At 65.9% G+C, this 24,060-nt stretch carries 24 protein-coding genes; 20 read left to right on the plus strand and 4 right to left on the minus strand.

All coding sequences use genetic code 11. The features are described from left to right. Nucleotides 1-549 precede the first annotated feature (549 nt). Nucleotides 550-2,574, minus strand: coding sequence for a methyl-accepting chemotaxis protein (locus QVG61_RS13190; RefSeq protein WP_289931135.1), 2,025 nt, complete (start codon nucleotides 2,572-2,574; stop codon nucleotides 550-552). Between the two features lie 412 nt (nucleotides 2,575-2,986). On the opposite strand from QVG61_RS13190, the gene QVG61_RS13195 reads away from it, so the two are divergent. Next, the gene (locus QVG61_RS13195) at nucleotides 2,987-3,577 is read left to right on the plus strand and encodes a response regulator (RefSeq protein ID WP_289931136.1); all 591 of its coding nucleotides are present in this window, start codon (nucleotides 2,987-2,989) and stop codon (nucleotides 3,575-3,577) included. A gap of 478 nt (nucleotides 3,578-4,055) precedes the next feature. Here QVG61_RS13195 and QVG61_RS13200 read toward each other — a convergent pair whose 3' ends face one another. Then, complete coding sequence (locus QVG61_RS13200; protein ID WP_289931137.1) at nucleotides 4,056-4,295, minus strand: GIY-YIG nuclease family protein; 240 nt, start codon at nucleotides 4,293-4,295, stop codon at nucleotides 4,056-4,058. 26 nt (nucleotides 4,296-4,321) lie between these two features. Beyond that, nucleotides 4,322-4,801: a SprT-like domain-containing protein gene (locus QVG61_RS13205; RefSeq protein ID WP_289931138.1), complete on the minus strand. Its 480-nt coding sequence runs from the start codon at nucleotides 4,799-4,801 to the stop codon at nucleotides 4,322-4,324. A gap of 305 nt (nucleotides 4,802-5,106) precedes the next feature. Here QVG61_RS13205 and QVG61_RS13210 point away from each other — a divergent pair, with 305 nt between their 5' ends. The 12 genes from QVG61_RS13210 to QVG61_RS13265 all read left to right on the plus strand — a co-directional run bounded on the left by QVG61_RS13210 (nucleotide 5,107) and on the right by QVG61_RS13265 (nucleotide 16,716). Beyond that, the gene (locus QVG61_RS13210) at nucleotides 5,107-6,756 is read left to right on the plus strand and encodes a cytochrome D1 domain-containing protein (RefSeq protein WP_354671222.1); all 1,650 of its coding nucleotides are present in this window, start codon (nucleotides 5,107-5,109) and stop codon (nucleotides 6,754-6,756) included. A 192-nt stretch (nucleotides 6,757-6,948) separates the two neighbouring features. Continuing rightward, entirely contained in the window at nucleotides 6,949-8,631 is a 1,683-nt protein-coding gene (locus QVG61_RS13215) for a NapC/NirT family cytochrome c (protein WP_289931140.1), read from the plus strand. Nucleotides 8,632-8,773: 142 nt separating this feature from the next. Next, complete coding sequence (locus tag QVG61_RS13220; RefSeq protein WP_289931141.1) at nucleotides 8,774-9,109, plus strand: cupredoxin domain-containing protein; 336 nt, start codon at nucleotides 8,774-8,776, stop codon at nucleotides 9,107-9,109. Between the two features lie 487 nt (nucleotides 9,110-9,596). Next, nucleotides 9,597-10,382, plus strand: coding sequence for a uroporphyrinogen-III C-methyltransferase (gene cobA / locus QVG61_RS13225; protein ID WP_289931142.1), 786 nt, complete (start codon nucleotides 9,597-9,599; stop codon nucleotides 10,380-10,382). Further along, nucleotides 10,357-10,698 carry a cytochrome c gene (locus QVG61_RS13230; RefSeq protein ID WP_289931144.1) on the plus strand — a complete coding sequence of 114 codons (342 nt, stop codon included), beginning with the start codon at nucleotides 10,357-10,359 and terminating at the stop codon, nucleotides 10,696-10,698. Before cobA ends, QVG61_RS13230 begins: the two co-directional genes overlap by 26 nt. Then, a complete protein-coding gene (locus QVG61_RS13235) occupies nucleotides 10,695-11,882 on the plus strand; it encodes a cytochrome D1 domain-containing protein (protein ID WP_289931145.1) in 1,188 nt (395 codons plus the stop codon). Before QVG61_RS13230 ends, QVG61_RS13235 begins: the two co-directional genes overlap by 4 nt. 13 nt (nucleotides 11,883-11,895) lie before the next feature. Then, nucleotides 11,896-12,381, plus strand: coding sequence for an Lrp/AsnC family transcriptional regulator (locus QVG61_RS13240; RefSeq protein WP_289931146.1), 486 nt, complete (start codon nucleotides 11,896-11,898; stop codon nucleotides 12,379-12,381). Further along, nucleotides 12,378-12,947 carry an AsnC family transcriptional regulator gene (locus QVG61_RS13245; RefSeq protein WP_289931147.1) on the plus strand — a complete coding sequence of 190 codons (570 nt, stop codon included), beginning with the start codon at nucleotides 12,378-12,380 and terminating at the stop codon, nucleotides 12,945-12,947. The genes QVG61_RS13240 and QVG61_RS13245 overlap by 4 nt, the downstream gene beginning before the upstream one ends. A 3-nt stretch (nucleotides 12,948-12,950) precedes the next feature. Then, nucleotides 12,951-13,418, plus strand: coding sequence for an AsnC family transcriptional regulator (locus tag QVG61_RS13250; RefSeq protein ID WP_289931148.1), 468 nt, complete (start codon nucleotides 12,951-12,953; stop codon nucleotides 13,416-13,418). Beyond that, complete coding sequence (locus QVG61_RS13255; protein WP_289931150.1) at nucleotides 13,415-13,933, plus strand: AsnC family transcriptional regulator; 519 nt, start codon at nucleotides 13,415-13,417, stop codon at nucleotides 13,931-13,933. The genes QVG61_RS13250 and QVG61_RS13255 overlap by 4 nt, the downstream gene beginning before the upstream one ends. A 10-nt stretch (nucleotides 13,934-13,943) precedes the next feature. Continuing rightward, a complete protein-coding gene (nirJ, locus tag QVG61_RS13260) occupies nucleotides 13,944-15,146 on the plus strand; it encodes a heme d1 biosynthesis radical SAM protein NirJ (protein WP_289931152.1) in 1,203 nt (400 codons plus the stop codon). Nucleotide 15,147: 1 nt separating this feature from the next. After that, complete coding sequence (locus QVG61_RS13265; RefSeq protein WP_289931154.1) at nucleotides 15,148-16,716, plus strand: nitrite reductase; 1,569 nt, start codon at nucleotides 15,148-15,150, stop codon at nucleotides 16,714-16,716. A 1,071-nt stretch (nucleotides 16,717-17,787) separates the two neighbouring features. Here QVG61_RS13265 and QVG61_RS13270 read toward each other — a convergent pair. Then, nucleotides 17,788-18,354 (minus strand): bacteriohemerythrin, encoded by a 567-nt coding sequence (locus tag QVG61_RS13270; RefSeq protein ID WP_289931156.1) that lies wholly within the window; start codon nucleotides 18,352-18,354, stop codon nucleotides 17,788-17,790. A 245-nt stretch (nucleotides 18,355-18,599) separates the two neighbouring features. On the opposite strand from QVG61_RS13270, the gene QVG61_RS13275 reads away from it, so the two are divergent. The 7 genes from QVG61_RS13275 to QVG61_RS13305 all read left to right on the plus strand — a co-directional run bounded on the left by QVG61_RS13275 (nucleotide 18,600) and on the right by QVG61_RS13305 (nucleotide 24,060). Beyond that, a complete protein-coding gene (locus QVG61_RS13275) occupies nucleotides 18,600-19,034 on the plus strand; it encodes a cytochrome c (protein ID WP_289931157.1) in 435 nt (144 codons plus the stop codon). Between the two features lie 21 nt (nucleotides 19,035-19,055). Then, nucleotides 19,056-20,450: a cbb3-type cytochrome c oxidase subunit I gene (locus tag QVG61_RS13280; RefSeq protein WP_289931158.1), complete on the plus strand. Its 1,395-nt coding sequence runs from the start codon at nucleotides 19,056-19,058 to the stop codon at nucleotides 20,448-20,450. 152 nt (nucleotides 20,451-20,602) lie between these two features. After that, complete coding sequence (locus QVG61_RS13285; RefSeq protein WP_289931160.1) at nucleotides 20,603-21,220, plus strand: cytochrome c oxidase subunit 3 family protein; 618 nt, start codon at nucleotides 20,603-20,605, stop codon at nucleotides 21,218-21,220. Between the two features lie 4 nt (nucleotides 21,221-21,224). After that, nucleotides 21,225-21,512 carry a cytochrome C oxidase subunit IV family protein gene (locus tag QVG61_RS13290; protein ID WP_289931161.1) on the plus strand — a complete coding sequence of 96 codons (288 nt, stop codon included), beginning with the start codon at nucleotides 21,225-21,227 and terminating at the stop codon, nucleotides 21,510-21,512. A gap of 367 nt (nucleotides 21,513-21,879) precedes the next feature. Further along, complete coding sequence (locus tag QVG61_RS13295) at nucleotides 21,880-22,695, plus strand: CbbQ/NirQ/NorQ/GpvN family protein (RefSeq protein WP_289931162.1); 816 nt, start codon at nucleotides 21,880-21,882, stop codon at nucleotides 22,693-22,695. Then, nucleotides 22,676-23,074, plus strand: coding sequence for a hypothetical protein (locus QVG61_RS13300; protein WP_289931163.1), 399 nt, complete (start codon nucleotides 22,676-22,678; stop codon nucleotides 23,072-23,074). The genes QVG61_RS13295 and QVG61_RS13300 overlap by 20 nt, the downstream gene beginning before the upstream one ends. Before the next feature lie 5 nt (nucleotides 23,075-23,079). Next, complete coding sequence (locus QVG61_RS13305; protein ID WP_289931164.1) at nucleotides 23,080-24,060, plus strand: 4Fe-4S binding protein; 981 nt, start codon at nucleotides 23,080-23,082, stop codon at nucleotides 24,058-24,060.

Raw genomic sequence — 24,060 nt, forward strand, 5'->3', positions numbered from 1 at the left:
GTAGGAGCGGCGTCCACGCCGCGATTCCGGCGGCACACCCGATCGCGGCCGGGAGGCCGCTCCTACACAACAAGGGGTGACGTCTTGCCCCGCGTAGGAGCGGCGGCCACGCCGCGATTTCGGTGGGACACCCATCGCGGCCGGGAGGCCGCTCCTACACAACAAGAGGTTCCGCCATGCCCTGTAGGAGCGGCGGCCACGCCGCGATTTCGGCGGGACACCCATCGCGGCCGGGAGGCCGCTCCTACACAACAAGAGGTTCCGCCATGCCCTGTAGGAGCGGCGGCCACGCCGCGATTCCGGTGGTACTCCCGATCGCGGCCTGGAGGCCGCTCCTACACAACAAGAGGTTCCGCCTTGCCCTGTAGGAGCGGCGGCCACGCCGCGATTTCGGCGGGACACCCATCGCGGCCGGGAGGCCGCTCCTACACACACATTGGACCGCTAGGCCCGGTAGGAGCGGCCTCCAGGCCGCGATTCTGAGGACGAACCCGTCGCGGCCTGGAGAACGCGCCTACCGATGGGCAGGCCACCCACCACGCGCCATGATCAGACCCGGAATGCCCCCACCAGCCCCTGCAACTCGGCGGCGAGCCGCGACAGATCCTCGCTGGCCGATGCGGTCTGCTGGGCCCCCGCGGCGGTCTGGTCGGCCATGGTGGTGATGCTGACGATATTGCGGTTGATCTCCTCGGCCACGCAGTTCTGCTCTTCGGCCGCACTGGCGATCTGCGAACTCATGTCGTTGATTCGCGCCACCGCGGCTGCGATGGTCGCCAGCGAGGTCCCGGCCTGGGTCGCCTGACCGACCACCGACTGCGCCTGCTCGCGGCTCTGGTTCATCACCTCCACCGCCTGGCGCGAGCCGGCCTGCAAGCGCTCGATGACCTGGTTGATCTCGTCGGTGGATTCCCGGGTGCGCCCGGCCAGGGTGCGGACCTCGTCCGCCACCACCGCGAAGCCACGCCCCTGCTCACCGGCGCGGGCCGCCTCGATGGCGGCGTTGAGCGCCAGCAGATTGGTCTGCTCGGCCACCCCCTTGATCACGTCGAGCACGGTGTTGATGTTCTCGCTGTCCTGTTCCAGGCGATGGATGACCTCGGCGGCGCTCTCGATCTGGCCGGCCAGGCGCTCGATGGCCTGCACGGCGTCGTCGACCACCTGCCGCCCCTCGGCGGTTTCGCTGTTGGCCTCGTGCACCGCCTGGGCGGTGGTGTTGATGTTCTTGCTGACCTCCTGCACCGTGGCACCCATCTGGTTCATGGCGGTGGCCACCTGCTCGGTCTGTGCCTGCTGCTCGTAGATGCTCTGGCTGGTCTGGCTGGTGATCGCCGACAGCTCCTCCGAAGAGGCGGCGACCTGGTGGGCCGAGCCACTGATCCGCGAAACGATGTCGGCGAAGCGCTCCGCCATGACGTTGAAGCTGTCGGCGATCTGCTTCATCTCGTCACGCACCTGGACCTTGCAGCGCGCGGTCAGATCGCCCTCCGCCAGGCGCCGGGCAGCGGCGTTGATGGCGCCCACGCTGTCGGCCACCGCGGCATAGAAGCCGGCGAACAGATAGGCCATCAACAGCAGCACCAGGCCGATGACGATCATCGACAACTGCTTGCCACTCTGGCCGGCGGCCTCGCGCTGATGAAGGATGTCGTCGAGCACCGGCAGCACCGTGTCATAGAGGCGGAAATCCGCGCCGATGGCAGCGGTACCGGCCTTGAACAGCGCCTCGGGAGCGATGTCGATCGAGTCGGCCTCCAGGATGCGCGTCTTCACCAGTTCGAGAAAACGGTCGCCGGCCTCGACCGCGTCCTTGCCCTTGCCACCCAGGCGCCCGCCGATCTGCGGATTGCTGCGCTGGGCCACCTGCAGGGCGTAACCCAGGCCCTGGTTGCCCTCACGGATGTTGTCGAGCAATACCGCCAGGCGCGTGCGCTGTCCCTGTTCCATTCCGCCTGCCGCCGCGATCCCCGAGGCCAGGCCACGGACCTGGCCCATCTTGTCGGTCAGGGTCGGCATGCGGTTGACCACCGCATCCATCAGATAATAGGAATCCAGCTCCGGATCCAGGATCAGGTTGGAGGTGTCGGCGACATGGGCGATCAGCGCGATGAGTTCGCCGATCAGGCGGCTGTGCTCGGCGAAGGCCTCGGCCGGCGCCATCCCGAAGGCGCGCTGCTTGAGCTGCTCCCAGCGGGCGCGCAGCGCCGCCAGTTCGCTGCTGCTGTCGAGCCGCTCGCCGAGACGCTCATCCAGTGCGGCGAGTTCCTCGAAGGCGGCATCGATGACCTGACGCTTGGCGAGGATCTTCTCCTCGAAGGCGCTATCGCCGTTCAGATAGGCATGGGTCATGCCACGATGCTGGGGCAGGGTCTCGAGGAGACTGCGCAGCCCCCCGAGGTACTCGACGCCGCGGCGCTCCTGCTCCACGAAGCTGACGTCCTGGTTGATGCTGCTGAACAGCATCGAGGTCAACACCACCAGGGGCAGCAGAAAAACGATGAAGATCAGAATGAACTTGTGCAGATAGCGCAGGCGGCCCATCAAGGCCATGGCCGGTTTCAGAACAGCATTCATATCCCTTGTCTCCTTGTCTTGCTTCATGAGCACATCCACTGATGGTGCACGGTCTTGGCACCCGACCCGCTGGCTTCAACGGTGGGGACATCGACAAGGGTTGGGGCGATGCCGCTTGAAGGCCGGCGGGGAAACCTTCCTCACCGGCGCCGCCTGGACAAGGCGTTCTCCTGATCCAAGGCGATGCAGTTCATCCGGGGTTTCGGCGGCCCGGCTCCAGACTTTAGCGCCGGCAAAAGTCGGAAAATTGACGCAACACAGCGGACTGGCAAGGGAAAACCGCTCTCAGTGGCAATTCATAATATTCTCATGCCGCACGGGCGGCTTGCTGCGCCCCGACCAAAGCCGTATGATGGCCATGGTTATAAAAAACGACAGATCCCAAGACGCAACCCTGGAGTGAGCAAGACCAATGACAAAGGCTCGCGTTCTGGTTGCCGAGGGCGACCGGTTGGCGTTGACGGCGCTGGGCAAGGGACTGCGCGAGAAAGGCTACACCGTCTACGAGGCCACGGATGGCGAGGAGGCCGCAAGGCTCTGCAGTCAATACCGGCCAGACCTGGCAATCCTCGAGGTACGGCTGACCGGCATGGACGGCATCGAGGCCGCCCGGCGGCTGCGGGAGGAAACCGCCACCCCCTTCATGATGATTTCCGAATCGGACGACTGCCGCACGGTGGTCGAGGCCGCCAGGGTCGGCGCGCTCTGTTATCTCCTCAAGCCGGTCGATGCCGAACGGCTCGCACCGAGCATCGAGGCGGCGCTGCACCGCGCCGCCGAGCTGCAAAAACTGCGCGACGCCGAGAATCACCTGAACACGGCGCTGGAAAGCAACCGGCTGACCAGCACGGCCATCGGCCTGATCATGGAACGCTATTGCCTGACCCGCGAGGCGGCCTTCGAGATGCTGCGCAGCCAGGCCCGCAGCCAGCGGCGCAAACTGGCCGAGATCGCCGGCGACCTGGTGCAGGCGGCGGAGACGATCAACGGAGTCAGGAGCTAGCCCGGATACTGCACCAAGGCGGCGCGCATGAATGGGGGCCGCGCTGTAATTCAGGGACGATATGGCCATGAAAGCCCCCCCTGGGCGGGCTGCGGTTTGTGCCTGTTCGATGTCAGGCCGACTCTGGCTTCGTATCCTGGGTGCAATATCCGGGCTAGGAGTCTGTTAACGCCACCCCAATCGCGGCCTGGAGGCCGCTCCTACCGGGCATGGCGGAACCTCTTGTTTGTAGGAGCGGCCTCCCGGCCGCGATGGGGTGTGCCGCCGGAATCGCGGCGTGGACGCCGCTCCTACGCGGGGCAAGGCGGTACGGTTTGTGTGTAGGAGCGGCCCCCATGCCGCGATCCCCAGCGGGTCCGGCCGACATTATCCGGTAGAAGCGCGCTTCGCGCGTATCGCGACCTGGCGATCGCTCCTGCTTTCTTACTCCTTACTTCTTACTTCTGAAATTCTGGCTTCTGAATTCTGGCTTCTGAATTCACCCCCTCCCCTTCTCAATCAACCGCAGCTTGTCCTCGCGCCGCAGCTTCTTGATCTCCATCTCGCGGCTGCTGGCCGAACTGCGGCTGTGGCCAGCCTCGACGAACAACAGCCGCTGCGGCCGGCGGCCGCGGAAATATTTCGCGCCGCGGCCCTTGCGGTGCGCCTCCAGGCGCCGCGCCACGTCGTTGCTGATACCGGTGTAGAGACTGCCGTCGCTGCACAGCAGGATGTACACGCACCAGTCTCTGGCTGGCGCGCCGCTCATTCCGCACAGACCAGGACGGCACCGCAGTTGCGGCAATGATAGCTGGCCTCGCCACGCAGCAACCGCTGGTGCCGGCGAATGCCAAGCCGGTGGCTGGAACAGGCACAGCGGTAGAGGACCTGCCGCTGACGCCGCTGAGGGATGCCGCGCAAGTCGTAGTCGTGACGCAGCCGCGGCTCGACCCCCAGCGCCCGCATCACGGCCTGCCACTCGGAACCATGTGGCCGCGGCCTGGCAGAGACTGTCAGCAGATCGACCACGTAGTGGGCCACCTCGTGCGGCACGGTGTTGGCCAGGCTGTCCTCGAAATACCTGGCGAACAGATAGGGATTGTAGCGGATGCAGCGCTCCGCGCCGCGCCGCCGGTACATGCCGGCGGCGCGACCGATCAGATCGAAACGCACTTCGATCGGCGGAAAGATACGGGCATGCAGTTCACCGGCCCGCCGCAGGCAATCGCGCGTCGCCCGGCGCACGACATCGCGTTGCCGGCCGTCGATTGGCGAAACGGGCCTGCCGTGTGAAATAACATCATTCATGCGTGAAATCCCGAACTCGAGACACTGTCACCCCTCCAGCATGATCTCGATCAATTTGATTGCCATTGCGGAACAAACGAGGCTCTCCTATATATGTAGAGGTTTTCCTTGACTCAAGCCGGACAAAGGCTTGATGCAAATCAAGGTGTTCTATGCGGGAATAACCTACAAAACACCCACGGCTGTAAATGGCCTACCGCATTCTACCTCGCTGTCTATCTCAAGGGAGCATAGCAATGACCATGAAACACAAGATGAAGTACGGAGCGGCAATGCTCGCAACGTGCGTGGGGTTGGCAATCTGGTCCGGGGCCAGCTTCGCCAAGAAGGAGGAAGTATTCAAGCCACTCAGTGAAGCCGAATTCGAGAAAGCCAAGACCATGTACTTCCAGCGCTGCGCCGGTTGCCATGGCGTGCTGCGCAAGGGTGCCACGGGCAAGAACCTGGAGCCGAAGAACACCCGCAAGAAGGGCCAGCGCCGCCTCGAACGCATCATCACGCTGGGCACCGAAGGTGGCATGAACAACTTCGACGACATCTTCAGCAAGGACGAGATCCGCATGCTGGCCACCTACATCCAGATGGAGCCACCGGTACCGCCGGAAATGCCGCTCTCGCTGATGAAGGAACGCACCAAGGTCTATGTACAGCCCAAGGACTATCCGACCAAGCCCCTGCACGGCCGCAACTGGAAGAACTTCTTCGTCGTCATCGAGCGTGACGCGGGCAAGGTCGCCATCATCGACGGCGACAAGCACGAGATCGTGACCCATATCGACACGGGTTATGCGGTGCACGTCATCAAGGCCACCGAGCACCACAACAAGGAGCACCCCAAGGGCAAGGGCAATGTGCCCGGGCGCTTCTGGTACACCATGGGCCGCGATGGCAAGATGAACAAGATCGACCTGTGGCAGACCCCCGACAAGATGCTGGTCGCCGAAACCCAGATCGCCTATGACGCCCGTGACGTGGCCGTCTCCGGCGACGGCAAGTACGTGATCGGCGGCGGCTACTGGCCGGGTCACTTCGTCATCGTCGACGCCAAGACCATGACCCCGCTCAAGGCCGTCTCCACCCGCGGCGTGAACGTGGATGGCGAATTCGTCAACGAATCGCGCGTCGCCGCCATCTACACCACCCCCAACGAATCCACCTTCCTGGTAGCCGCCAAGGAGCTGGGGCAGATGTGGCAGGTGGACTACTCCGATCTCGACAATCTGCGCATCGAGATGATCGACTCCGCCAAGTATCTGCACGACGGCTTCTTCGATCCCACCGGGCGTTACTTCCAGATTGCGGCCAACGCCTCCAACAAGATGGTGGTGGTGGATACCAAGGAGCGTAAGCTGGAGGCCATGATCGACACCGACAAGAAACCGCATCCGGGTCCGGGCGCCAACTGGAACGATCCCAAGTGCGGTCCGGTCGCCGGCACCACCCACCTGGGTGTCGGCAAGGTCACCGTCTGGGGCAACGATCCCGCAGGCCATCCGAAGCAGGCCTGGAAGATCTGCTATGAGGTCGAGACCGACGGCCCCGGGGTGTTCATCCGCACCCATCCGAAGAGCAAGTACGTCTGGGCCGACCAGACCAAGCACCCGGAGCCCGAGATCCAGCAGAGCGTGAAGGTGTTCGACAAGAACACCCGCAAGATCGTCAAGACCATCCGCGTCACCGACGAGCCCGGCAAGGCCGCGGTGCACATGGAGTTCAATGCTGACGGCAGCGAGGTCTGGGTCTCGGTCTGGAACCGCAAGGAAAACAAGAAGCCGACCGGCGAGATCGTGATCTATGATGCAAACACCCTGAAGGAAAAGACTCGCATCAAGGGTCTGACCACACCGACCGGCAAGTTCAACGTCTATAACCGCACCAACCATGTAACCTGATGCGCCCTGCCGGCATCAGAACATGATATAGCTGGAACAGGGGGCGGGCATGCAGTTCGGTGTCCGCCCCCTTTTTATTGGCAACGTCGGGAACCATGATCCACGAGGCGTTCCCGGCCAACTCCCGAACGACCCCTACTCCACCCACAGCAGGTGTTGACAATGGTTAAGCCAAGCAGAAAACCCGGTTTGATGTCGCGCAAGGTCATCCTCGGAACCACCGTCGGCGCGGCGCTGTTTTTCATGATCGTAGGCGTCATCTTCTGGGGTGGCTTCAACACCGCCATGGAAGCCACGAACACCCTGGACTTCTGCATCTCATGTCATGAGATGGAGGAGAACGTCTACCAGGAATACAAGAAGACCATCCACTACACCAACCGCAGTGGTGTACGGGCGGTCTGCTCCGACTGCCACGTGCCCAAGGACTGGGTACACAAGGTGGTACGCAAGATAAAGGCCAGCAACGAGATCTTTCACAAGATCATGGGCACGGTGGACACGCCTGAAAAATTCAACCAGCACCGGCTGGAACTGGCCAAGCGCGTCTGGAACGCCATGAAGTCGACGGATTCTCGCGAATGCCGGAACTGCCATGATTTCGCATCCATGAATCCGCAGAACCAGAAGGGCCGGTCCCGCAAACAGCACATGAATGCCATGCGCGCAGGCAACACCTGCATCGACTGCCACAAGGGCATTGCCCACACGAAGGTGCATGACCAGCTCAGCGATGAGGAGCTGGAGGCGCTCGAGGCCCCGAACCCCGCCTACAAGCGACCCATCCCGAAGCAATGGCTGGCCCTGGAAGCCGAGGCGGCCAAGAAGCCGGCCAGCCACGCCAAGCCCAAGCCGGCACCTGCTGCCAGCGCCAAGCCTGCCGCACCCGCCGCGGCTCCGGCAGCCGCCTCCGGCAGCGGCATCGACTGGAGCAGCGTGCCCGCCACCGAGATCGTGCTGTTCTATCCCGGCCAGGCGTCGCTGGAATGGGTGCTCAACGGTCGTGATCATGGTGGCGCCCGACCGCTCAAGGCCGGCGACCGCTGCTACGACTGTCACGAGGGTGAGGAGGCAGACATCGGCGATCTGATCGTCTCCGGGGAGAAGGTGGAGCCCACCCCCATCCCCGGCAAGCGGGGCAGCATCCCGCTCAGCGTCCAGGCCGCCCATGACAGTGACTATCTGTATCTGCGCTTCCAGTGGCCGGCTGGCGAACATACCCCGGCACCCTTCGTCGAGGGTGGCAAGATGGATCCGGAAAACCCGATCAAGCTGGCGGTCATGCTCGCCACCGACGACGAGAAGGTGGAGTTTGCCGACCGCGCCGGCTGCTGGCAGACCTGCCATGCCGACCTGCGGACCATGCCGGATACTCCGGATGCCGCCACCCTGGCCGCCAGTCCGCTGGCCCAGCGGCTCGATCTCGGCCAGGGCGTCACCAAGTACCTCAAGGAGAGCCGCACTGCGCTGGAGATCAAGGGCAAGGGCGGCAAACCACGCGGCGGCTGGGACAAGCTGAAGGAGCAGGCCGAGATCGAGGCAGCCCTGAAGGACGGCCGGTTCATGGACCTGCTGCGCTTCAATGCCGGCAGCGGCGTATCGGAGGACGGCTACATCCTGGCCGAACGCGTCATGCAGGGCGGCCAGGGCGTGGAGTTCACTGGCCAGCTGAACGACGGCGTATGGACGGTGGAGATGAAGCGCAAGCTGGTCTCCGATCAGCCGGGCGACATCAGTCTGGCGACCGATCAGTGGTACAACATCGGTTTCGCCATCCACGATGACTACACCAACAGCCGTTATCACCACGTCTCCCTGGGCCTGAAGCTCGGCTTCGATGACGAGGACGCGGAGATCAACGCCATCGCCCGCTGAAACCGGCCCCTCCGGGCCACGGCTCCCGGGGCCGCCGCGGATTGGCACCGTCGGCGGCCCCGGCCTTTTTCGCACCTGCACATCACCCCCCGGCTCGGCTATGCTTGGCGGCAGCGACCGCTCACGAAACAGGAACCGAGCCATGAAAAAATGGAAAGCCATCCTCCTCCTGGCCTTGTCACTGGGCCTGGCCGCCAGCCCTGCCGCAGCCGGCGGCGAGGATGTCGTGCTGGTCATCATCAAGGACTACAAATTCATCCCGGCCGAGGTCAGCATCCGGCGCGGCCAGACGGTGCGCTGGGAAAACCATGAAAAGCGCCAGTACCACAGCGTCTGGTTCGAGGCCCTGGGCGAACCCGAGCCGGATTACTTTTTCCCGGATGAATCCTATGAACGAACCTTCGACCAGCCCGGCGACTTTCCCTACCGCTGCGGCCCCCATCCGGAGATGACTGGCGTGGTGCATGTCGGCGACTAGCAACCCGCATACTAGGGGCTGTTAACACCACGCCAATCGCGGCCTGGAGGCCGCTCCTACGGGGCATGGCGGCACCCTGGTAGGAGCGGCCTCCAGGCCGCGATCCCCGGCGGGTCCGGCCACGCCATCATCCGGGGCCGGATGCAATATGCGGGCAGCTAGCCCGGATAGTGCACCAAGGCGGCGTGCATGAATGGGGGTCGTGCTGTAATACAGGGACGATATGGCCATGAAAGGTACCTTGGGCGGGTTACGGTTTGTGCCTGTTCGATGTCAGGCCGAATCTGGCAAGGCAGCCTCGCCCTGGGCATCGAATCCTTGGTGCACTATCCGGGCTAGGCCGATGAATTCCCCGGCCAATCAGGCGGTTAAACAGTTGATGTACGTCAATGTCGACGACCGCCCCTTGCCCCAGACTGAATCCTGACGCAGATCTGTTTCACGAGCCGGCTGGCCTCTGCCGCCGGGCGGAGAACATCGAACGGACATGACCACGAAACCCCGTGTCTACCTGGTGGGAGCCGGGCCCGGCGACCCGGAGCTGCTCACCGTCAAGGCCCTGCGGCTGATCCAGCAGGCCGAGGTGGTGGTCTACGACCGCCTGGTCTCCGACGAGATCCTCGAACTCGTCCCCGCCGGCACCAAGCGCATCTACGTCGGCAAGGCCCCAGGCCATCACCACATGGGCCAGGAGGCCATCAACGAGCTGCTGCTGGGCCTGGTCCGCAGCGGCCACCGGGTGGTCCGCCTCAAGGGCGGCGATCCCTTCATCTTCGGCCGCGGCAGCGAGGAGGCCCTGTATCTGGTGCGTCATGGCGTGGACTTCGAGGTGGTACCCGGAATCACGGCTGCTGCCGCCTGCAGCGCCTATGCAGGCATTCCCCTCACCCACCGCGGACTGGCGCGCAGCGTGCGCCTGATCACCGGCCACTGCCGGTCCAACGAACCCCTGGAACTCGACTGGGCCAGCCTGGCCGATCCACAGACCACCCTGGTGTTCTACATGGGTCTGGCGAACCTGGATCAGCTGCGCCAGGGTCTGATCGACGCCGGACTGGACGCCGCCACCCCGGCCGCGCTGGTGGAAAAGGGCACCACTGCCGCCCAGCGGCGCATCTGCGGCACGCTCGACCGGCTGCCGCAGCTGGCCCGCGAACACGAATTCAGCGCCCCCACCCTGGTCATCGTCGGCCCGGTGGTCGAATTCGCTGACCAGCTGGACTGGTTCAGCCCGGAACAACAGGACTATGCGCAACAGGCTCTCGAAATCTAGCCTGCTCCTCCTCGGCCTGCTGTGGCTTGGCCCGGCGCTGGCGGCCATGGCCGTGGCCGAGGTCGACGCCCAGCGCCAGAGCGAACTGCAACACCTGCTGCGCCACGACTGCGGCTCCTGCCACGGCATGACCCTCAAGGGCGGCCTGGGGCCGGCGCTGCTGCCGCAGCAGCTGGCCAACAAGTCCGACGAGCTGCTGCTGAACACCATCCTCTTCGGCCGCGCGGGCACCGCCATGCCGCCCTGGGGCAAGCTGATCAGCGAGGCCGACGCCCGTTATCTGGTGCAGCTGCTGCGCCAGGGGGGACAGCGATGAACCGCCGCCTGGCCGGCTGGCTGCTGGGCCTCGCCCTGTCACTGCTCGCCGGCTGTGCCCAGTTCGGCGGCACGGCGCTGCGCGGTACCGGCGACCTCGGCCTGGTGGTGGAACGCGCCACCGGCTCGCTGCTGGTGGTCGATACCACGACGCGCCGCGAGCTCGGGCGCATCACCGGGCTGGGCGACCTGTCGCATGCCTCAATCGTCTTCTCCCGCGACGAACGCTACGGCTACGTGTTCGGCCGCGACGGTGGCCTGACCAAGGTCGACCTGCTCGAACGGCGCATCGTCAAGCGCATCCTCCAGTCCGGCAACAGCATCGGCGGCGCCATCTCCCAGGACGGCCGTCTGGTGGCAGTCTCCAACTACACGCCCGGCGGGGTGCGCATCTTCGACGCCGGCGACCTGCACCTGGTGGCCGACCTGCCGAGCGCAACCGCAGGCGGCAAGGGCGCCAAGGCGGTGGGCCTGGTCGATGCCCCGGACCAGCGTTTCGTGTTCAGCCTGTTCGAGACCGGCGAGATCCGCATCGCCGATCTCAGCGACCCGCAACGGCCGCGGCTACAGCGCTTCACCGGCATCGGCCGCCAGCCCTACGATGCCCTGATCTCGCCCGACGGCCGCTACTACATGGCCGGGCTGTTCGGCGAGGACGGCCTGGCGCTGCTCGACCTCTGGCACCCGGAACGCGGTGTGCGCCGGGTGCTCCGCGACTACGGCCGCGGCGAGCGCAAGCTGCCGGTCTACAAGATGCCTCACCTGGAGGGCTGGGCCAGCGCCGGCCAGTACTATTTCGTGCCGGCGGTCGGACATCACGAGGTACTGGTCATCGACCGTCACGACTGGCACGAGGTCAAGCGCATCCCGGTGCATGGCCAGCCGGTGTTCGTCATGGCCCGCCCCGACGGCCGCCAGGTATGGGTCAACTTCGCCCACCCGCGGAACGACACCGTACAGGTGATCGACGTCGACCGCCTGCAGGTGGTCCACCAGATGCGGCCCGGCAAGGCGGTGCTGCACATGGAATTCACGCCGCGCGGCGAGCAGGTCTGGATCTCGGTACGCGACGAGGACCGCATCGACGTCTACGACACGCGCCGTTTCGAGCGCCTGGCCAGCCTGCCGGCCCGGGCGCCGAGCGGCATCTTCTTCACCGCGCGCGCCCACCGCATCGGGCTTTGAGAGGGTGAACCTGATGAGCCATCGCAGCACCAGCCACGACGCACTGCAGCCCGGCCCCCTGGAGCGCCGCCTGCTGAACGACTTCCAGCGCGGCCTGCCGCTGACCCCGCGGCCCTTCGCGGCCATGGCCGAACGCCTGGGAGTGAGCGAGGAGGCGGTGCTGGATGCGCTGCAGGCCCTGCAGGCGGCCGGCGCCGTGGCCCGCGTCGGGCCGGTGCTCGACCCGCACCGCGTCGGCGCCAGCACCCTGGCGGCCATGGCCGTGCCTGCGGAACGGCTGGAGGCGGTCGCCGCCCGGGTCAGCGCCTGCACCGCGGTCAACCACAACTACGAGCGCGAGCATGCCTTCAACCTCTGGTTCGTGGCCACGGCGGAGGACGAGGCGGCGCTGGCCGAGGTGCTGGACGGCATCGAACGCGACACCGGCTGCGCCGTCATGGCCCTGCCGATGGAGCAGGACTATCACATCGACCTGGGGTTCGAACTGCAATGGCGATGAGCAGACCGGGCAGAACACCGCTGGCCGCCGACGACCGGCGGCTGATCGAGGCCATCCAGCGCGGCCTGCCGCTGGTGGCGCGCCCCTATGCCGCGGTCGGCGAGCGCCTCGGCATGAGCGAGGGGGAGGTGCTGGCCCGCCTCGCCAGGCTGCTGGAGGACGGCGTGATCAAGCGCCTCGGGGTGGTGGTCCGCCACCGGGAACTCGGCTACCGGGCCAACGCCATGGTGGTCTGGGACGTGCCGGACGCGACGGTCGACCGCCTTGGCCAGTGCCTCGGCCAGTTCGAGTTCGTGACCCTCTGCTACCGCCGGCCACGCCGCCTGCCGGACTGGCCCTACAACCTGTTCTGCATGATCCATGGCAAGGACCGGGCCGCGGTGCTGGACAAGGTCGACTTCCTGGTCGAGCGCTGCGGCCTGCAGGGCATCGCCCGCGAGGTGCTGTTCAGCGGTCGCCGCTTCAAGCAGCGCGGCGCCATCTACCGGGCGCCGCAGCAACGGACCCTGAGCGGCAACGCCTCCGGGCCCGACACCCCCGCCCCGCAACTGCTGCCGGCCTGGTGAACGATGCAGGCGCGAGAGGACATCCCGCTGGACGACACCGACCGCCGCATCATCAATGCGCTGCAGGGCGGCTTCCCCGTCTGCGAACGCCCCTACGCCGAGGCGGCCGCCGGGCTGGGTCTCGACGAAGCCGAACTCATCCGCCGCATCGATGCCCTGCTGGAGGCCGGCCTGCTGTCCCGCTTCGGCCCCATGTACCACGCCGAGCGCCTCGGCGGCGGCCTGACCCTGGCCGCCATGCGGGTGGCGGAAGACGACTTCGAGAGTGTCGCCGAACAGGTCAACCGCTACCCCGAGGTGGCACACAACTACCGGCGCGACCACGAACTCAACATGTGGTTCGTGCTCGCCACCGAGACGCCGGAACGCATCGACGAGGTGATCGCCGACATCCAGGCGCGCACCGGCTACCGGGTGTACAACATGCCCAAGCGTGACGAATTCTTCGTCGGCCTGAGGTTCGAGCTGTGAACCGGGCCGCCGAACAGATCCCGCCGCAGGCCACCCCGGCCCCGCTCGACGACATCGACCGGGCCATCGTGGTCGCCACCCAGGCCGGCCTGCCGCGCACGCCGCGCCCCTACCACGAGATCGCCGAGCGGCTCGGTCTGGAAGCGGAGGAGGTCATGCGCCGCCTGCAGGCCATGCTGGAACGCGGCATCATCCGCCGCATCGGCGCGGTGCCCAACCATTACCGGCTTGGCTTCCGCGGCAACGGCATGTCGGTGTGGGACGTACCCGACCGCCAGGTGCGCGAGATCGGCGAGCGCATCGGCGCGCTGGATTTCGTCAGCCACTGCTACCACCGGCCGCGCCAGCTCCCGGACTGGCCCTACAACCTGTTCGCCATGGTCCACGGCCGCGACCGCATCGAGGTCAGGAACAAGGTACTGCGCATCGCCGAGATGATCGGCGACGCCTGCCGCCAGCACGACGTTTTGTTCAGTACGCGCATCCTCAAGAAGACCGGACTGCGCATCGGCTGAGGACAGACCCATGTTCCGTATCACCCAGTATCTGCAGACCCTGACCGACGACCGTCCGCCCGGCCCCAGGCGCACCCCGCCCGGCCCGGTGGTGATCTGGAACCTGGTGCGGCGCTGCAACCTGACCTGCAAACACTGCTACTCCATCTCCGCCGACAAGGACTTCCCCGGCGAGCTGTCCAGCGACGAGGTCTATGCGGTGATGGAGGATCTGAAGGACTACGGCGTGCCGGTGCTGATCCTCTCCGGCGGCGAGCCGCTGCTGCGCCCCGACATCTACGACATCTCGCGGCGCGCCAAGGCACTGGGCTTCTACGTCGGCCTGTCGACCAACGGCACCCTGATCGACGAGGACAACATCGAGGCCATCGCCGCTATCGGCTACGACTATGTGGGCATCAGCATCGATGGCCTGCGCGAGACCCACGACCGCTTCCGCCGCCGGGCCGGCGCCTTCGACGAATCGCTGCGCGGCATCCGCCTGTGCCGCGAGCACGGCATCAAGGTCGGGCTGCGCTTCACCCTCACCCAGGACAATGCCCACGAACTGTCCCAGGTGCTGCAGCTGATGGAGGCCGAGGCGATCGACAAGTTCTACCTCTCGCATCTCAACTACGCCGGCCGCGGCAACCGCAACCGCAAGGACGACGTGGTCCACCAGATGACCCGCGAGGCCATGGACCTGCTGTTCGACACCGCCTGGCGGCACATCCAGGCCGGCCGGCCGCGCGAGTTCGTCACCGGCAACAACGACGCCGACGGTGTCTATCTGCTGCAATGGGCGCAGCGCCACGTGCCCGAACGGGTGGCGGCACTGCGCCAGCGGCTGGCCCAGTGGGGCGGCAACGCCTCGGGGCTGTGGATCGCCAACATCGACAACCTCGGCGACGTCCATCCCGATACCTTCTGGTGGGACTACCGGCTCGGCAACGTGCGCGAACGCCCCTTCTCCGAGATCTGGGAGGACCGCTCGGACCCGCTGATGGCCGGCTTCAAGCAGCAGCCGCGGCCGGTCACCGGACGCTGCGCCGAGTGCCGGCACCTCGACATCTGCGGCGGCAACACCCGGGTCCGCGCCTGGCAGCTGACCGGCGACCCCTGGGCCGAGGACCCGGCCTGTTACCTGACCGACGAGGAGATCGGCGCCAGCGGCCGCGGCGAACGCCTCAGGCTGACCCCCTACCGGCGGACAACACGCGTCGAGCGTGCCTGAGATGCGCCTCCTCCCCGCCTTGCTGCTCGGTACCCTCATCGGCGGCCTGGCAGCGGCCGGCGCCGCGGCTGCGGCCACGCCGGAGAGGGTGCTCGGCCTGTATCGCCAGCACTGCGCCGAATGCCACCACGAACAGCGCCTTGGCGGCATGGGGCCCGCCCTGCTGCCGGGCAATCTCAAGCGGCTGCGGCGCCAGGCCGCCGTCGAGGTCATCGGCCACGGACGGGCCGCCACCCAGATGCCGGCCTTCGCCGACAAGCTGGCAGCGGCGGACATCGAGGCGCTGGCCGACTACATCTACACCCCGCCGGCCAAACCCCCGGTCTGGGGGCTGAGCGAGATCCGCGCCAGCCACATCATCCACAACCGCGAGGAGACGCTGTCGCCACGCCCGGTGTACCCCGTCGATGATCCGCTCAACCTGTTCCTGGTGGTGGAGCTGGGCGACCACCATGTCACCCTGCTGGACGGCGACCGACTGGAGCCGATCCACCGCTTCAAGACCCGTTTCGCCCTGCACGGCGGCCCCAAGTACGCCGCCAACGGCCGTTTCGTCTACTTCGCCTCGCGCGACGGCTGGATCAGCAAGTACGACATCTACAACCTCAAGTGGGTGGCCGAGATCCGCGCCGGCATCAACACCCGCAATCTGGCCGTCTCGGCCGACGGCCGCTACGTGATGGTGGCCAACTACCTGCCACACTCCCTGGTGCTGCTGGACGCCCGCGACCTGAGCCCCATCCGACTGTACGAGGTGAAGGACGCCAGCGGCCGCAGTTCGCGGGTCAGCGCCGTCTACACCGCGCCGCCGCGGCAGAGCTTCATCGCCGCGCTCAAGGACCTGCCGGAGGTCTGGGAGATCTCCTACGCCGAGGAGCCGCCAGCGGGCTTCAGCGGCTGGGTGCACGACTACCGCAGCGATTCCGGCGAGAACCTCGAGCCGGAGCCCTTTCCGGTCCGGCGCATCCGGGTCAAGGACTATCTGGACGATTTCTTCTTTGACCAGGAGTATGTGTCACTGATCGGCGCCTCGCGCGAGGGCAAGGGCCAGGTGGTGGATCTGGATCTGGGACGGGTGGTGGCGGAACTGGACCTGCCGGGGATGCCACACCTCGGCTCCGGCATCACCTGGACCTACCAGGGACGTCCGGTGCTGGCCACGCCCAACCTGAAAAAGGCGGCGGTCAGCGTCATCGACATGCAGACCTGGAAGACCATCAAGACCATCAAGACGCTGGGCCCCGGGTTCTTCATGCGCAGCCACGAGCAGACGCCCTATGCCTGGGTGGATGTCTTCTTTGGCCCCAACCGGGATGCCGTGCACGTCATCGACAAACGCAGTCTGGAGATCGTCAAGACCCTGCGCCCGGCCCCGGGCAAGACCGCCGCCCACGTCGAGTTCACCCGCGATGGCCGCTACGCCCTGCTCAGCATCTGGGATCCGGACGGCGCGGTCGTGGTCTACGACGCGGCGAGCCTGCAAGAGGTCAAGCGGCTGCCGATGAACAAACCGTCCGGCAAGTACAACGTCTATAACAAGACCCGCTATTCGGCGGGCACCAGCCACTAGCCCGGTCAACCAACCGCGGCACATGCGGCGGGCAGGCCGCCGGGGACCCCGCCCTATCGCGGCCTGGAGGCCGCTCCTACGGGGGCATGGCGGCACAAGGGGTAGGCGCGGTCTCCAGGCCGCGATCGAGTCACAACGACGGGGACCACCCCCATCCTCACGCCTCGCCAGACCCGGCCCATGGAACCTGCCTTGGGCTCATGGATTAGCCCCGCGGGCGCGGCCAGCCGCGGCACATGCGGCGGGCATGGCCGCGGACCCTGCCCTATCGCGGCCTGGAGGCCGCTCCTACGGGGGGCATGGCGGCACAAGGGGTAGGCGCGGTCTCCAGGCCGCGATCGAGTCACAACGATTGGGGACCACCCCCGTCCTGCCGCCTCGCCAGACCCCGGCCCATGGAACCTGCCTTGGCTCATTGGACTAGCCCCGCGGGTGCGGCCAGCCGCGGCACATGCGGCGGGCATCGCCGCGGATCCTGCCCTATCGCGGCCTGGAGGCCGCCCCTACGGGGGGGCATGGCGGCACAAGGGGTAGGAGCGGTCTCCAGGCCGCGATCGAGTCACAACGACGGGGACCACCCCCATCCTCACGCCTCGCCAGACCCGGCCCATGGAACCTGCCTTGGGCTCATGGATTAGCCCCGCGGGCGCGGCCAGCCGCGGCACATGCGGCGGGCATGGCCGCGGACCCTGCCCTATCGCGGCCTGGAGGCCGCTCCTACGGGGGGCATGGCGGCACAAGGGGTAGGAGCGGTCTCCAGGCCGCGATCGAGTCACAACGACGGGGACCACCCCCATCCTCACGCCTCGCCAGACCCGGCCCATGGAACCTGCCTTGGGCTCATGGATTAGCCCCGCGGGCGCGGCCAGCCGCGGCACATGCGGCGGGCATGGCCGCGGATCCTGCCCTATCGCGGCCTGGAGGCCGCTCCTACGGGGGGCATGGCGGCACAAGGGGTAGGCGCGGTCTCCGGGCCGCGATCGACTCACAACGACGGCCCTACCCATCCTGCCGCCTCGCCAGACCCCGGCCCATGGAACCTGCCTTGGCTCCTGGGCCAGCCAGCCCGTCTCAGGTCGCGCCCTTCTCGCGCAGGAAGCTGCTGTACTGCTTGTCGGTGCCGTTGATGTGCCTGACCAGCCACTGCTTGAGGAAATCCAATGCCTCCTGCAGCGTCTTGTCCGGGTCACTCTCGTAGTCGGCCACCAGCGAATTGACCTTGTCGATCATCTTGCGGTGCTCGGCCTTGTGGGCAGCGAAGTCCGGATAGCCGTATTGCTCCATCAGCGCTTCCTCGTGGGCGAAATGGGTGCGGGTGTAGTCAACCGCCGCATCCAGAGCCTCGCGTTCGAAGGTCTCGTCGGTGGCGTAGTCCACCGCAGTCTGCAGCTGGTTGATCAGGCCCAGCAGCTTCTTGTGCTCACGGTCGATGGACTCGATACCTACGCTGTATTCATCCCGCCAGGTGAGAAAACGGCGCGCCGTCATCTTGCGGTAGACGAAGGGGATGGCCACCAGCGCCAGGATCAGCACCCAGGTTATGGGGCTGGTCGGGCCGACCAGCAGCCCCAGGACGACCGCGATGACCAGGGTCAGGATAAGAAGCGCGACACCAAACATGCTCACAGTCTGATTCATGGATTACACCCTGAGGTTATGGCCGTATGCCCGCCGGATGCTACTCCATATCCCCCGCCCCGACCACGACCTGTCTCAATTGCGGGGGCTCTCAAGGCACAGCGCCCGCCGCCGGCGGCGATGCCCCCACTCCATGTGTGCAATTATTGTTAAAAACCCAATGATATGATTGATGTATATCAAGGAAGATTGGCACGCTCGCCTCTCTAATGGGCGCAGGCACACAAAAAGGGAGGGTCGCCTCAATGTCACAGGCGTTTACAAAAGCAATGGCACGCAACATCTTCTACGGTGGCAGCGTGTTCTTCTTCCTCTTGTTTCTGGCGTTGACGTTTGACACCCAAGGGGTTCTTCCTGAAAGGGACAACCGCGAGAATCTGACCGAGAAGGTCGCCCAGGGCAAGATGCTCTGGGAAAAGAACGACTGCATCGGTTGCCATACCCTGCTCGGCGAGGGCGCCTACTTCGCACCGGAGCTGGGTAATGTCTACACCCGCTTCGGCAACAGCAAGGAGGCCATCATGGCCTTCATCAAGAGCCGGCCCAAAGAAGGCATCCCCGGACGGCGCAGCATGCCCCAGTTCAATTTCACCGATGAGGAACTGGATGCGCTGGCTGAGTTCCTGAAATACGCTTCAGAGATCAATACAGCCAACTGGCCACCGAACGTCCAGGGCTAATCAAGGCGGAGGAAACGAACAATGCAATATTCATCGCAAGCGGTTGCCAAACCCTACTTCATCGCGGCCATCGGTCTGTTCGTTGGACAGATCCTGTTCGGCCTGATCATGGGCCTGCAGTACGTGATGGGTGACTTCCTGTTCCCGGAGATCCCCTTCAACGTGGCACGCATGGTCCATACCAACCTGCTCATCGTCTGGCTGCTGTTCGGCTTCATGGGCGCCGCCTACTATCTGGTGCCGGAAGAGGCGGAGACCGAGCTGTTCAGTCCGGCCCTGGGCCTGGCCCTGTTCTGGATCTTCCTGGTGGCCGGCGCGCTGACCATCCTCGGTTACCTGCTGGTGCCCTATTCCGATCTGGCCGATCTGACCATGAACGAGTTGCTGCCGACCATGGGCCGCGAGTTCCTGGAGCAACCGACCATCACCAAGCTGGGCATCGTGGTGGTCGCCCTGGGCTTCCTGTTCAACATCGGCATGACGGTGCTCAAGGGGCGCAAGACGGTCGTCAACCTGGTGCTGATGATCGGCCTCACCGGTCTGGCGGTGTTCTTCCTGTTCGCCTTCTACAACCCGGACAACCTGGTGCTGGACAAGTTCTACTGGTGGTGGGTGGTTCACCTCTGGGTGGAAGGCGTCTGGGAGCTGATCCTCGGCTCGATCCTGGCCTTCGTGCTGATCAAGACCACCGGCGTCGACCGCGAGGTGATCGAGAAGTGGCTGTACGTGATCATCGCCATGACCCTGATCACCGGCATCGTCGGCACCGGCCACCACTACTACTGGATCGGTACCCCCGAGTACTGGCAGTGGTGGGGTTCGATCTTCTCGGCCATGGAACCCATTCCGTTCTTCATGATGACGGTGTTCGCCTTCAACATGGTGAACAAGCGGCGCCGCAACCACCCCAACAAGGCAGCCGTGCTCTGGGCACTGGGTACCGCGGTGATGGCTTTCCTCGGCGCCGGCGTGTGGGGCTTCCTGCACACCCTGGCCCCGGTCAACTACTACACCCACGGTTCGCAGATCACCGCGGCGCATGGCCACATGGCCTTCTATGGCGCCTACGTGATGATCGTGCTGGCCATCATCTCCTACGCCATGCCCATGCTGCGCGGCCGCACCGCCGCCAACAGCGCACGCTCCCAGGTGCTGGAGATGTGGTCCTTCTGGCTGATGACCGTGTCCATCGTGTTCATCACCCTGTTCCTGACCGGCGCCGGCATCCTGCAGGTCTGGCTGCAGCGCTTCTCCAGCGACCCGCAGCCGTTCATGGTGGTCCAGGAGAAGATCGCCCTGTTCTACTGGCTGCGTGAAGCCGCCGGTCTGGTGTTCCTGATCGGCCTGGTGATCTACATCGCCAGCTTCTTCGTCGGCAGCGACGAGCCGGAAGCGACGGTGGAGAACGCCTCCTGAACTAGACGCTGAACGTCCCGGCGCCAAGGACGGCGACCGGGCGGGCCCGGGGTATCCACCCAGCCGTTGCCTCCAGTCGGATACCCCGTTTTCGATGCGGCAGCCGAGCAAGGATCTTGCGAAGCTGCCGCTCTCATTTCCGGACAAGCCCCATGGACCAGCAGAATCCGCCCACCGTGGACAACAGCAACGACCCGGCAGGCATCACGACTGCTCAGCGCTACCCCCCCGGTGATCTCGCCATCTGGATCTTCATCCTGGCCGAGCTCAGCGTGTTCGCCGTATTCTTCGCCGCCTATGCCTTCACCCGCATGAACCATGTCGAGCTGTTCAACCAGTACCAGGCGACCCTCGACCGGCGCGCCGCGCTGATCAACACCCTGGCCCTGATCACCAGCAGCTACTTCGTGGTCCGCGCCGTGGCCGCCATCCGCGACGACGATGCGCGCGCTTGCAGTGGCTGGCTGCTGGCGGCACTGGGCATGGGCACCGTCTTTCTGGTGGTCAAGGGCGGCGAATATGCCCACCACTTCGGCGAGGGCGTGACCCTGAGCAGCAACACCTTCTACATGTTCTACCTGTCGCTGACCTTCTTCCATTTCATGCATGTCATCATGGGCATGGTGATCCTGGCGGCGGTCGCCCTGAAGGCACGGGCCGGCGCCTACAGCGCAGCGCAACACACCGGCGTCGAGACCGGCGCCTCCTACTGGCACATGGTGGACCTGGTGTGGCTGATCCTCTTTCCCCTGGTCTATGTGATGAAGTGAGCCCATGAAATCCACCCGACGCTCCGCCCTGCTCCGCCCCTGCACCTGGACCTGGCTGCTGCTGCTCGGCCTGACCTGGATCACCTATATGATCGGCCAGGCCGGACTCAGCGGCCTGCATGTCTCACTGCTGGTACTCGGCTTCGCCCTGCTCAAGGGCCAGCTGGTGGGCGACTACTTCATGGGCCTGAAGCGGGTCCGCAGCCCCTGGCGCTGGGCCATCACCCTCTGGCTGCTGATCCCCGGCAGCCTGATCACCACCGCCTTCGTACTCGCTACGGGAGGGCGCTGAAATGACGCGGCCTGTATACTAAGACAAACGATAACAAAGCCTCATTCAGCGGGTCTCTGGACGATCAGCCCGCAAGGCGCAATGGCGCCGGCAGGGTGATTCCCTGTCAAGCCATGGCAACCTGCGGATGGCCGTCCAGAGGCCCGCCCGCAGGGAGCTTGCCAGGCGCCCCGGCTCTGCGTTGTACCCCTTGGCAAGGGCGGGCCATTCCCTGCGGGGCACGCCTTGATCCGGGGCGCCTGGCAAGCTCTGAATGAGGCTTTGTTATCGTTTGTCTTAGTAACCACCAGCCACCTGAAGGTTTTTCGACCGCCGGTTAGACAGCACCCGCCCACAGGCATACAGTTATTGCTGAGGAAACACTTGCATGGATACCCACGTGGACACCCAGACAGCCAGCGAGACCGGCCTGCCCTTCTACCTGCCGCAGGGCAACGAGACCGAACTCTTCGAACACGCCTACCGCAACCGCCTCCCGGTGCTGATCAAGGGTCCGACCGGCTGCGGCAAGACCCGCTTCATCAATCACATGGCGGCCCGTCTCGGCCGGCCGCTCTACACCGTCGCCTGCCATGACGACCTGACCGCCGCCGATCTGGTGGGCCGCTACCTGATCGGCGACAGCGGCACCTACTGGAACGATGGCCCGCTGACCCGCGCAGTACGCGAGGGCGCCATCTGCTACCTCGACGAGGTGGTCGAGGCACGCAAGGACACCACGGTGGTACTGCATCCCCTGACCGACGACCGGCGCATCCTGCCGCTGGAGCGCACCGGCGAGACCCTGCACGCGCCGCCGGAATTCATGCTGGTGGTCTCCTACAACCCCGGCTACCAGAACCTGCTCAAGGGCATGAAGCCCAGCACCCGGCAGCGCTTCGTGGCCATGAGCTTCGATTTCCCGCAACCAAAGGTGGAGGTCGAGATCCTCTGCCGCGAGACCGGCATCGAGACGGCCCTGGCCGAGCGCCTGGTGGCTCTCGCCGGCGGCCTGCGCGCGCTCAAGGATCACGATCTGGAGGAGGCCGCCTCGACCCGCCTGCTGGTCTATGCCGCCACCCTGATCCGCAGCGGCTTCGCGCCCCGCGACGCCTGCCGCGCCGCCCTGGTGGAGCCCCTGACCGACGACGCGGAGACCGGCGCGGCCCTGCTGGAGGTCATCGATGCCAGCTTCGGCGGCTGAGCCCGCAGCCGAGACGCTGCGGCTGGCGGTCACCGCCGAGGTCCTGTACCTGGCCAACCTGCTGCTGTTGCCGCTGCTCGCCTTCCTGGCGCTGCTCTACCTCTACCGCCGCCACCGGGCCAGCGCGCCGGACCCGGCCGCCTGCCATCTGCGCCAGACCCTGAGCGCCAGCCTCTGGGCCGGACTGCTGCTGGTTGCCGCCAACCTGCTGATCGTCGCCCTCGGTGGCTACGACGCGCCCTACACCTGGCTGGTGGTCATCCTCTACTTCACCGTCTGCCATTCCACCCTGGTGATGCTGGGCATCTTCGGCCTGGCCAGGGCGATGGCCGGCCAGTGCGTCCGCTTCCCGCTGCTCGGACGCTTCCCCGGGATCTGAGCCCCATGCTGACCGGTCTCCACAGCCCCCTCCAGCGACGGCGCATCCTGCTGCAGCTCGGCTTCTTCAGCCTGTTCGTGCTGGCCCCGCCGCTCGACCTGTTCCGCCTCGACCTCAACCTGGGGCACTTCATCCTCTTCGGCCAGCCCTGGACCCTGGGCCTGGCGGCCTTCCAGGCCGGCGAGATCGGCGCCGGCCAGGCGACGCTCAATCTCGTCCTGCGCGGCCTGCTGCCTCTGCTGCTGGTGGTCGGCGGCGGCCTCTGGGTGGCCTGGCGCTACGGCCGGCTGTACTGCGGCTGGCTGTGCCCCCACTTCTCGGTGGTCGAGCTGATCAACGGCCTGATGCGGCGCGCCAGCGGCAAGCCCAGCCTGTGGGAGAAACAGCCGTTGCCCAGCCTGCAACCGGACGGCCGCCAGCTGCGCCCCGACCGCCGCTACTGGCCGCTGACCCTGCTCGCCGTGTTCGGTTTCGCCTTCCTCTGGGCGCTGACCCTGCTCACCTATCTGCTGCCGCCGGCGGAGATCTACCCCAACCTGCTGCACGGCGAATTGACCCGCAACCAGTTCAGCTTCCTCGCCGTCGCCACCGCCCTGTTCAGCATCGAGTTCCTGTTCGCGCGCCACCTGTTCTGCCGCTTCGGCTGCGCCGTGGGCCTGTTCCAGAGCCTGGCCTGGATGGCCAACCGCAAGGCCATGCTGGTGACCTTCGACCGGGACCGCGCCCGCCAATGCCTGGACTGCAACAACGCCTGCGACAACGCCTGCCCGATGCGCCTCAAGCCGCGCACCATCAAGCGTCACATGTTCACCTGCACCCAGTGCGCCAGCTGCATCTCCGCCTGCAGCGAGTTCCAGCAGCGCCGCCAGCGGCACAGCCTGCTGACCTGGACCGACGGCGGCACGCCGCGCGACCGGCGTGACAGCAGCCCCATCCAGCTGTATCGCCCGGCGTCTCGCGGCCGGCTGCAGGGAGGCGCGGACTGA

The organism is Thiohalobacter sp. IOR34 (assembly GCF_030406045.1).
Lineage (GTDB): Bacteria > Pseudomonadota > Gammaproteobacteria > Thiohalobacterales > Thiohalobacteraceae.